Annotated in this window: 10 protein-coding genes; 9 read left to right on the forward strand and 1 reads right to left on the reverse strand. The window is 61.1% G+C overall.

Going from position 1 to position 10,490, the window contains the following annotated elements:
- The first annotated feature begins 126 nt into the window (after nt 1-126).
- Complete coding sequence (locus NQL71_RS21075; protein ID WP_274643215.1) at nt 127-1,494, forward strand: NAD(P)-dependent oxidoreductase; 1,368 nt, start codon at nt 127-129, stop codon at nt 1,492-1,494.
- Nucleotides 1,495-2,769: an NAD-dependent dihydropyrimidine dehydrogenase subunit PreA gene (preA, locus tag NQL71_RS21080; RefSeq protein ID WP_046817414.1), complete on the forward strand. Its 1,275-nt coding sequence runs from the start codon at nt 1,495-1,497 to the stop codon at nt 2,767-2,769.
- Between the two features lie 141 nt (nt 2,770-2,910).
- Here preA and NQL71_RS21085 read toward each other — a convergent pair whose 3' ends face one another.
- Nucleotides 2,911-3,531 carry a TetR/AcrR family transcriptional regulator gene (locus NQL71_RS21085; RefSeq protein WP_046817413.1) on the reverse strand — a complete coding sequence of 207 codons (621 nt, stop codon included), beginning with the start codon at nt 3,529-3,531 and terminating at the stop codon, nt 2,911-2,913.
- Nucleotides 3,532-3,670: 139 nt separating this feature from the next.
- Here NQL71_RS21085 and copC point away from each other — a divergent pair, with 139 nt between their 5' ends.
- The 7 genes from copC to NQL71_RS21120 all read left to right on the forward strand — a co-directional run bounded on the left by copC (nt 3,671) and on the right by NQL71_RS21120 (nt 10,462).
- On the forward strand, nt 3,671-4,033 hold the full coding sequence (copC, locus tag NQL71_RS21090) for a copper homeostasis periplasmic binding protein CopC (protein ID WP_166620428.1): 363 nt from the start codon (nt 3,671-3,673) through the stop codon (nt 4,031-4,033).
- Nucleotides 4,034-4,211: 178 nt separating this feature from the next.
- Complete coding sequence (locus NQL71_RS21095; protein WP_077183827.1) at nt 4,212-5,510, forward strand: OprD family porin; 1,299 nt, start codon at nt 4,212-4,214, stop codon at nt 5,508-5,510.
- Nucleotides 5,511-5,783: 273 nt separating this feature from the next.
- Nucleotides 5,784-6,608, forward strand: a complete 825-nt coding sequence (locus NQL71_RS21100) for an NAD-dependent epimerase/dehydratase family protein (protein WP_166620427.1) — start codon at nt 5,784-5,786, stop codon at nt 6,606-6,608.
- A gap of 39 nt (nt 6,609-6,647) precedes the next feature.
- On the forward strand, nt 6,648-7,535 hold the full coding sequence (locus tag NQL71_RS21105; RefSeq protein WP_046817409.1) for an SMP-30/gluconolactonase/LRE family protein: 888 nt from the start codon (nt 6,648-6,650) through the stop codon (nt 7,533-7,535).
- A gap of 67 nt (nt 7,536-7,602) precedes the next feature.
- The gene (locus NQL71_RS21110; RefSeq protein ID WP_046817408.1) at nt 7,603-8,574 is read left to right on the forward strand and encodes a TRAP transporter substrate-binding protein; all 972 of its coding nucleotides are present in this window, start codon (nt 7,603-7,605) and stop codon (nt 8,572-8,574) included.
- A gap of 79 nt (nt 8,575-8,653) precedes the next feature.
- Complete coding sequence (locus NQL71_RS21115; protein ID WP_046817407.1) at nt 8,654-9,181, forward strand: TRAP transporter small permease; 528 nt, start codon at nt 8,654-8,656, stop codon at nt 9,179-9,181.
- The gene (locus NQL71_RS21120) at nt 9,182-10,462 is read left to right on the forward strand and encodes a TRAP transporter large permease (protein ID WP_077183830.1); all 1,281 of its coding nucleotides are present in this window, start codon (nt 9,182-9,184) and stop codon (nt 10,460-10,462) included.
- Nucleotides 10,463-10,490: the final 28 nt, after the last annotated feature.

A 10,490-nucleotide genomic window follows, 5' to 3' on the forward strand; every position in this document is an offset into this window, starting at 1 on the left:
GCCAGCTCCTACAGTTTGAAATGCATTCCCCTGTAGGAGCTGGCTTGCCAGCGAAGAGGCCGGCCCAGTCAACACAAAAACAATGCCCGACAGAGGCAACACCTCAATTACCGTGAGGCCAACACCGTGATCAAGACCCTGACTCACCTCCCGCATCCCGTTGAGAATGCGGCCGCCCTCGCCGGCCATTTCACCGACCTGGCGCCGCCACTCAACGATCGCCAGGCCCACCTGGAAGCCTCGCGTTGCCTGTATTGCTACGACGCGCCCTGCGTGAATGCCTGCCCGAGTGAGATCGATATTCCCTCGTTCATCCGCAACATTCACCAGGACAACGTGCAGGGTGCAGCGCAGAAGATCCTCTCGGCCAACATCCTCGGTGGCAGTTGCGCCCGGGTCTGTCCGACCGAGATTCTTTGCCAGCAAGCCTGTGTGCGCAACAACGCCCATGAATGTGCGCCGGTGCTGATCGGCCTGTTGCAGCGTTACGCCGTGGACAACGCGCACTTCTCCGAGCACCCGTTCGCGCGTAGCGCCGCCACCGGCAAGCGCATTGCCGTGGTCGGTGCCGGGCCCGCCGGTTTGTCCTGTGCCCACCGCAGTGCGATGCACGGTCATGACGTGGTGATATTCGAGGCGCGGGAAAAGGCCGGCGGCCTGAACGAATACGGAATCGCCAAATACAAACTGGTGGACGATTACGCGCAGAAGGAACTGGATTTCCTCCTGGACATCGGCGGCATCGAAATCCGCCACGGGTACAAACTCGGCGACAACCTCAGCCTCAGCGACCTGCATCAACAATTCGACGCCGTGTTCCTTGGCATCGGCCTGGCGGCCAGCAAGCAGCTGGGCCTACCCCATGAAGACGCGCCCGGCCTGGTGGCGGCCACCGACTACATCCGCGAACTGCGCCAGGCTGATGACCTGAGCCAGTTACCCCTGGCCAACCGCTGCATCGTCCTCGGTGCCGGCAACACCGCCATCGACATGGCGGTGCAGATGGCCCGACTGGGCGCCCGCGACGTCAACCTGGTCTATCGTCGCGGTTTTGATGACATGGGGGCGACCCACCATGAACAGGACATCGCCAAGGCCAATCAGGTGCGCCTGTTGACCTGGGCCCAACCGGAGGAAGTCTTGCTCGATGACCAGGGCCAGGTACGCGGCATGCGCTTCGCCCGCACCCATCTGGTGGAAGGCCGCCTGCAAACCACCGGCGAAACCTTCGAACTGGCCGCCGACGGGATTTTCAAGGCCATCGGCCAGGCCTTCGACAGCCGCGCCCTCGCCGATCCGCTGGCCCGTGAACTGCAGCGCCAGGGCGACCGGATCCTGGTGGATGAACAACTGTGCACCAGCATCCCCGGGGTGTATGCCGGCGGTGATTGCACCAGTCTTGACCAGGACCTGACCGTGCAGGCGGTGCAGCACGGCAAACTCGCTGCCGAGGCGATGAACGCTCAACTGATGCTCAATGTGGAGGCTGCATAAATGGCCGATCTGTCGATTGTCTTCGCTGGCATCAAGTCCCCCAACCCGTTCTGGCTGGCCTCCGCACCGCCGACCGACAAGGCCTACAACGTGGTCCGCGCCTTCGAGGCCGGCTGGGGCGGCGTGGTCTGGAAAACCCTGGGTGAAGACCCGGCGGCGGTCAACGTGTCGTCGCGTTATTCGGCGCACTTCGGGGCCAACCGGGAGGTCCTCGGCTTCAACAACATCGAACTGATCACCGACCGTTCGCTGGAGATCAACCTGCGGGAAATCACCCAGGTCAAGAAGGACTGGCCGGACCGCGCGCTGATCGTGTCGCTGATGGTGCCCTGCGTCGAAGAGTCCTGGAAACACATCCTGCCATTGGTGGAAGCCACCGGCGCCGACGGCATCGAACTCAACTTCGGCTGCCCCCACGGCATGCCGGAGCGCGGCATGGGTGCGGCGGTCGGCCAGGTGCCGGAATACGTCGAGCAGGTCACACGCTGGTGCAAGACCTATTGCTCGCTGCCGGTGATCGTCAAGCTGACGCCGAACATCACCGACATCCGCGTGGCTGCCCGCGCGGCCCACCGTGGCGGCGCGGATGCGGTGTCGTTGATCAATACGATCAACTCGATCACCAGCGTCAACCTGGAGCGCATGGTCGCCAATCCCATCGTCGGCAACCAAAGCACCCATGGCGGCTATTGCGGCTCGGCGGTCAAGCCGATCGCCTTGAACATGGTCGCCGAAATCGCCCGCGACCCGCAGACCCATGGCTTGCCAATCAGCGGTATTGGCGGCATCGGCAACTGGCGCGACGCCGCCGAATTCATGGCCTTGGGCAGTGGTTCGGTGCAGGTGTGCACGGCGGCGATGCTGCATGGCTTCCGGATCGTCGAGGAGATGAAGGACGGCCTGTCACGCTGGATGGACAGCCAAGGCTACGCCAGCATCGCCGAATTTTCCGGGCGGGCGGTAGGCAATACCACCGACTGGAAGTACCTGGACATCAACTACCAGGTGATCGCGAAGATCGACCAGGAGGCGTGCATTGGGTGTGGGCGCTGTCATATTGCTTGTGAGGACACGTCGCACCAGGCGGTGGCGAGCGTCAAGCAGGCGGATGGCACGCATAAGTATCAGGTGATCGAGGATGAGTGCGTAGGCTGCAACCTGTGCCAGATCACGTGCCCGGTGCAGGATTGCATCGAGATGGTGCCGATGGAGAACGGCAAGCCGTTTCTGGACTGGAATCATGATCCTAGGAATCCCTACCACGTCAGTCCTTGAAGCTTTCGGTGCCTGAGCAACGCCTTCGCGAGCAGGCTCGCTCCCACAGTGGATTGCGGTCGTACATGACTTGGATGTACACCAGGGATCAACGTGGGAGCGAGCCTGCTCGCGAAGATGCCCTGCGCCACTACACAAATCTCAAGGTTCCAACCCGATCCCGCGCAAAATCACACTCGTCACCGTCTGCACCGCCCGCTCGAACTGCATATCCGACAGCGGCTGGTGATCATTGAGAATGTTCACCTGGTGATCGAAGTCGGCGTAGTGCTGGGTCGAGGCCCAGATCATGTAGAGCAGGCTTGAAGGCTCCACCGGCAGGATGCGGCCATCGTCCACCCACTGGCGAATCTTCGCTTCTTTCATCTTGGCCCAGTCGTACAGGCTCGCGTCCAGCTTCTCGCCGAGGGTCGGCGCGCCGTGGATGATTTCGTTGGCCCAGACTTTCGAGCCGTAGGGGCGGCTGCGCGAGTGGTTCATCTTGGCGCGGATGTAACTGCTGAGCACCACGCGCGGGTCGTCGAACATCTCGAAGCACAGCGCGTCCTGCTTCCACACTTCCAGCAGGTCGAACAGCACGGCGCTGTACAGTTCGGTCTTGGTGCTGAAGTAGTAATGCAGGTTGGAGCGCGGCAGTTGCACTTCGGCGGCGATGTCGGCCATGGCCGTGCTGCCAAAGCCTTTTTCGGCGAAGACCTTCTCGGCCCCCAGCAGAATTTTCTCGACGTTACTGCGACGAATCTCGATCTTGTGATTGCCCATGAGGGCTCCCTGGCAACAACATTGAACAAGACTAGCATCCGCTCTACCTCGCGGCGACAGCAGACAGGCAAACTTCGTGCAACAGGCCTTGCGCGGCTAGACTGACCCTCACTTCGAACCTGCCGCCGAGGGACTCGACATGCGCTTGAAGAACACCCTGACCGCCGCCCTGCTTGCCTCGCTCTTGTGTGCCTCATCCGTGTTTGCTCACGCCCGTCTGCAAAGCCAGATGCCCGCCGCCGATAGCACCGTCAGCGCCCCCTCGGAATTGAGCCTGACCTTTTCCGAAGGGGTCGAAGCCGACTTGTGCAAAGTCACGATCAGCCACGACGGTGACGACATCCTGGTAAAAAGCCTGATCACTCAAGGTCCTGATAAAAGGACCCTGATTGTCACTCCGGCTGTCCCCTTCACCGACGGAGACTACAAAATCGAGTGGCATGTCGTGTCGGTCGATAGCCACAAAAGCGAGGGCGTCTACGCGTTCACGGTTGGCCAGTAATACATGGCGAACACGGATTCAGCGGCGTAACACCCGCCCTGTGGAAGCGCGCCCGCTGCCTCAAGTCATCGTATAACTTCCCATTGACAACTCCTGAAAATCTCGCAAATATCTGCGCCAATGTTGTACGACGACGTATGACAAAAATAAAAACAAAAAGCAGCAAGGGAGCGTCACAGTGAGCAAGCTCGTCCGCGATTCGTCCGCCCGTACTCCACGCCCATCTTTTATCCGTTTGCACACACTGAGCCTGATCGGTTGCAGCAGCCTGGTCATCGCCCTGCCCCTCACCAGCCAGGCCGAAGGCTTTACCGATGACGCCAAAGCCACGCTGAATCTGCGCAATGCCTTCATCAATCGCAACTTCACCAACCCGGCCTACCCTCAGGGCAAGGCGCAAGAGTGGACGCAGAACTTCATTCTCGATGCCAAGTCAGGCTACACCCAAGGTCCGGTCGGCTTCGGTGTGGATGTACTCGGCCTGTACTCGCAGAAACTGGATGGTGGCAAAGGCACCGGGGGTACGGGGTTGCTGCCGATCCACGACGACGGGCGCCCGGCCGACAACTTCGGCCGCCTGGGCGTGGCACTCAAAGGCAAGATCTCGAAAACCGAACTGAAGGTCGGCGAATGGATGCCGGTGCTGCCGATCCTGCGCTCCGATGACGGTCGCTCGCTGCCGCAAACCTTCCGCGGCGGCCAGGTGACCTCCACCGAAATCAGCGGCCTGACGCTCTATGGCGGGCAGTTCCGCCAGAACAGCCCGCGCAACGATGCGAGCATGGAAGACATGTTCATGAACGGCAAGTCGGCGGCCTTTACCTCGGACCGTTTCAACTTCGGCGGCGGCGAATACGCGTTCAACGAAAAACGCACCCAGGTGGGCGTCTGGTACGCAGAGCTCAGCGATATCTACCAGCAGCAGTATTTCAACATCAGCCACAGCCAGCCCATCGGCGATTGGACATTGGGCGCCAACCTCGGCTACTTCATCGGCAAGGAAGATGGCAGCGCCCTGGCCGGCGACCTCGATAACAAGACCGCATTTGCCCTGCTCTCGGCCAAGTACGGCGGCAACACTTTCTATGTCGGCCTGCAAAAACTCAGCGGCGACGACGTGTGGATGCGGGTCAATGGCACCAGTGGCGGCACCCTGGCCAACGACAGCTACAACTCCAGCTACGACAACGCCAGGGAGAAGTCCTGGCAGGTGCGTCACGACTACAACTTCGTCGCCCTCGGCATTCCCGGCCTGACGCTGATGAACCGCTACATCAGCGGCGACAACGTGCACACCGGCACCATCACCGACGGCAAGGAATGGGGCCGCGAATCGGAACTGGCCTACACCGTGCAGAGCGGCGCGCTGAAGAACCTCAACGTCAAATGGCGCAACGCAAGCATCCGCAAGGATTTCAGCACCAACGAATTTGATGAAAACCGGATTTTCGTCAGCTATCCGATTTCGTTGTTGTAATTCCCGGGGATCGACCTCGTACCTGTAGGAGCCGGCTTGCCGGCGAAGGCGATCTCGCGGACGCCTTCGCTGGCAAGCCAGCTCCTACAGGTTGAGTGCGATCACGGATCATTCACAGGGGTCGAGGTTTTCCGGACCATTGATGGTGACAACCCTCCGTCAATTTCCACCAATGTCGCGTTGACAAAAACCGGAAAGCCTAACGATACTTCCACCTAGTCGTACGACAACCTACAACGAATCAATAAAAATAACTGCTGTCCAGGGATTCCCATGACGACCACTGCATCCGCCCCAACGCCCTTCAATCGCCTGTTGCTGACCGGTGCCGCCGGTGGCCTGGGCAAAATCCTGCGCGAGAGCCTGCGCCCGTACGCCAACGTCATTCGCCTGTCGGACATCGCCGACATCGCCCCCGCCATCGATGATCGCGAAGAAGTCGTGCCTTGCGACCTCGCCGACAAGCAGGCCGTGGATCAATTGGTCGAAGGCGTGGACGCGATCCTGCATTTTGGCGGCGTCTCGGTGGAGCGCTCGTTCGAAGAAATCCTCGGCGCCAATATCTGCGGCGTGTTCCACATCTACGAAGCGGCGCGCCGCCACGGCGTCAAGCGGGTGATTTTCGCCAGCTCCAACCACGTCATCGGCTTCTACAAGCAGGATGAAGTCATCGACGCCCACTCCCCTCGCCGCCCCGACAGCTACTACGGTTTGTCCAAGTCCTACGGCGAAGACATGGCCACCTTCTACTTCGATCGCTACGGCATCGAGACCGTCAGCGTGCGCATCGGGTCTTCGTTCCCCGAGCCGCAGAACCGCCGGATGATGAGCACCTGGCTGAGCTTCGGCGACCTCACCCGGTTGCTCGAACGTGCACTCTACACCCCTGACGTCGGCCATACCGTGGTCTATGGCGTGTCCGACAACAAGGACATTTGGTGGGACAACCGCTACGCCAGCGCGTTGGGCTTCGTGCCCCAGGACACTTCCGAAGTGTTCCGTGAAAAAGTCGAAGCCCAGCCGCTGCCGGCCGCTGATGACCCGGCGCGGGTCTACCAGGGCGGAGCCTTTTGTGCGGCTGGCCCGTTCGGCGACTGACCGTCCTGATCCCCCCCACAACCAAGGGAATGAGTTGCCATGAATGCCGAATTGATTGTCGATGCCCGCAACGCCGTGGGTGAAAGCCCGGTCTGGGTACCCGAGGAAAACGCCCTGTATTGGGTGGATATTCCCGCTGGCGGTCTGCAACGCTGGAGTGCGCAAAGCGGGCATGTACATGCCTGGAAAGCCCCGCAAATGCTCGCCTGCATCGCCCGCCACCCCGACGGTGGCTGGGTCGCCGGCATGGAGAGCGGGTTCTTCCGCCTGCATGCGCACGCTGACGGCAGCCTCGACAGCGAACCCCTGGCCCAGGTCGATCACGCCCGCCCGGACATGCGTCTCAACGACGGGCGCTGTGACCGCCAGGGCCGCTTCTGGGCTGGCAGCATGGTCCTGGACATGGGCGCCAATGCCGCCGAGGGCACGCTCTATCGCTATGCCGCCGGGCAACAGGGGCCGCTCCAAGGGCAATTGAACGGCCTGATCGTGCCCAACGGCCTGGCCTTCAGCCCGGACGGCCGGACGATGTACCTGTCCGACTCCCACCCGCTGGTGCAGCAGGTCTGGGCCTTCGATTACGACATCGACAGCGGCACCCCTTCCAACCGCCGTCTGTACATCGACATGAACCAGCACGCCGGTCGCCCTGATGGCGCGGCGGTCGATGCCGAGGGTTGCTACTGGATCTGCGGCAACGATGCCGGGCTGGTCCACCGTTTCACCCCCGACGGTCGACTCGACCGCTCCCTCGCGTTACCTGTGAAAAAACCGAGCATGTGCGCCTTCGGTGGCAGTCGCCTGGACACCTTGTTCGTGACCTCGATCCGCCCGGGAGACGACCAGGACGAACACTCCCTGGCCGGTGGCGTGTTCGCCCTCGATCCCGGCGTCAAGGGTCTGCCGGAGCCGCACTTCAAGCAATAACCGCAACTGTTGGCGCTACAACGCTGTGCCCTGAATAAAAACAACAACAAGACTGGAGACACCCCCGATGGACTTCAAACGTACCTTGCTCGCCGCAGCACTTCCCCTGGCTTTCACCCTCAGCAGTGCCGCTCAGGCGCTGGAAATCAAATTTGCCGACATCCACCCGGCAGGCTACCCGACCGTGGTCGCCGAAGAGCAACTGGGCAAGACCCTGGTGGCCGACAGCGACGGCAAGCTGACCTTCAAGATGTTCGCCGGCGGTGTGCTCGGCTCGGAAAAGGAAGTGGTCGAGCAAGCCCAGGTCGGTGCCATCCAGATGGCCCGGGTCAGCCTCGGCATCGTCGGCCCCGTGGTACCGGACGTGAACGTGTTCAACATGCCGTTCGTGTTCCGTGACCAGGCGCACATGCGCAAGGTCATCGATGGCGAAGTCGGCGACGAGATCCTCGACAAGATCACCAACTCCGAATTCAACCTGGTCGCCCTGGCCTGGATGGACGGCGGCACGCGCAACATCTATACCAAGAAACCGGTGCGCAGCCTGGAAGACCTCAAGGGCATGAAGATCCGGGTGCAAGGCAACCCGATGTTCATCGAAACCATCAACGCCATGGGCGGCAACGGTATTGCCATGGACACCGGTGAAATCTTCAGTGCCCTGCAGACCGGGGTGATCGACGGCGCGGAGAACAACCCGCCGACCCTGCTCGAACACAATCACTACCAGAACGCCAAGTTCTACAGCCTGACCGGCCACCTGATCCTGCCCGAGCCGATCGTGATGTCGAAGATCACCTGGAACAAGCTCACCCCCGAGCAGCAAGTCCTGGTGAAGAAGACCGCCAAGGCTGCGCAGGCCCAGGAGCGCACCCTGTGGGATGCCAAGTCGGCCAGCAGCGAAGAAAAACTCAAGGCCGCCGGCGTCGAGTTCATCACCGTCGACAAAAAACCTTTCTATGAGGCAACCGCCTCGATCCGCGAGAAATACGGCGCGCCCTACGCTGACCTGATCAAGCGCATCGAAGCCGTCCAGTAACCCTCCCTGCATTCAAGAAAGGCCCGGCGTGCACTGACCAGGGAACAGGTCCGTGCGCGCCCGGTTACGGTGGAACCCGATGAAGAATCTACTGCTGCGTTTCAATGACAAGCTCTACATGACCTGCATCTGGGTCGCCGGGCTGTCCGTGCTGGCCATTGCCCTGATCATTCCCTGGGGCGTGTTCGCCCGTTACGTGCTCGGCACCGGCTCCAGCTGGCCCGAGCCCACGGCGATCCTGCTGATGATGGTCTTCACCTTCATCGGCGCCGCGGCCAGTTATCGTTCCGCTTCGCACATGGCGGTGGCGATGCTCACTGACCGCATGTCGCCGCAACTGCGCCAGGCCATGAGCGTATTTTCGCAATTGCTGATGGCGACCATCAGCCTGTTCATGGCGATCTGGGGCACCAAGCTGTGCCTGTCGACCTGGAACCAGTTCATGAGCGCCCTGCCGACCCTGCGCGTGGGCATCACTTACATGCCCATTCCGATTGGCGGTCTGCTGACGCTGATCTTTGTGCTGGAGAAGCTCTTGTTCGGTGACCAGAGCAACCGTCGGGTCGTGCGTTTCGACCTCGTTGAAGAAAACGAAGGGGCTGCCTGAATGGACGCTTTTATTCTGTTGGGCAGTTTTATCGCGTTGATCCTGATTGGCATGCCGGTCGCCTACGCGCTGGGACTTTCTGCCCTGATCGGCGCGTTCTGGATCGACATTCCGTTCCAGGCGCTGATGATTCAGGTCGCTGGCGGCGTGAACAAGTTTTCCCTGCTGGCGATTCCGTTCTTCGTGCTGGCAGGCGCGATCATGGCCGAGGGTGGGATGTCCCGGCGCCTGGTGGCGTTTGCCGGGGTGCTGGTGGGGTTCGTGCGCGGTGGACTGTCGCTGGTCAACATCATGGCGTCGACTTTCTTTGGCGCGATCTCCGGTTCATCGGTAGCTGACACTGCCTCGGTCGGTTCGGTGCTGATCCCGGAAATGGAACGCCGCGGCTATCCCCGTGAATTCGCCACAGCCGTAACCGTCAGTGGTTCGGTGCAGGCCCTGCTGACCCCGCCGAGCCACAACTCGGTGCTCTACTCGCTGGCCGCGGGCGGCACGGTGTCGATTGCCTCGCTGTTCATGGCCGGGGTGGTACCGGGCCTGTTGATGAGCGCGTGCCTGATGGTGCTGTGCCTGATCTTCGCCAAGAAGCGTGACTACCCCAAGGGTGAAGTCATTCCGATGCGCGAGGCACTGAAGATTTGCGGCGAAGCCTTGTGGGGGCTGATGGCAATGGTCATCATCCTCGGCGGCATTCTCTCGGGGATCTTCACCGCGACCGAATCGGCAGCCATCGCCGTGCTCTGGTCGTTCTTCGTGACCATGTTCATCTACCGCGACTACAAGTGGAGCGAGCTGCCAAAATTGATGCACCGCACGGTGCGCACGATTTCGATCGTGATGATCCTGATCGGCTTCGCCGCCAGCTTCGGCTACATCATGACCCTGATGCAGATCCCGGCGAAGATCACCACGATGTTCCTGACCCTGTCGGACAACCGTTACGTGATCCTGATGTGCATCAACGTCATGCTGCTGTTGCTCGGCACCGTGATGGACATGGCGCCGCTGATCCTGATCCTCACACCGATCCTGATGCCGGTGATTCTCGGCATTGGCGTGGACCCGGTGCAGTTCGGCATGATCATGCTGGTGAACCTGGGGATTGGTTTGATCACACCGCCTGTGGGCGCGGTACTGTTTGTGGGGTCGGCCGTGGGTAAAGTCAGCATTGAATCAACTGTGAAGGCCCTGCTGCCGTTCTACGGCGTGCTGTTTTTGGTGCTGCTGGCCGTGACCTACATTCCTGCGCTGTCGCTGTGGTTGCCGCATCTGGTGTTGTAACGCTTTTACTGTAGGAGCCGGCGTGCCG

The organism is Pseudomonas serbica, from assembly GCF_028823535.1.
Taxonomy (GTDB): domain Bacteria; phylum Pseudomonadota; class Gammaproteobacteria; order Pseudomonadales; family Pseudomonadaceae; genus Aquipseudomonas; species Aquipseudomonas serbica.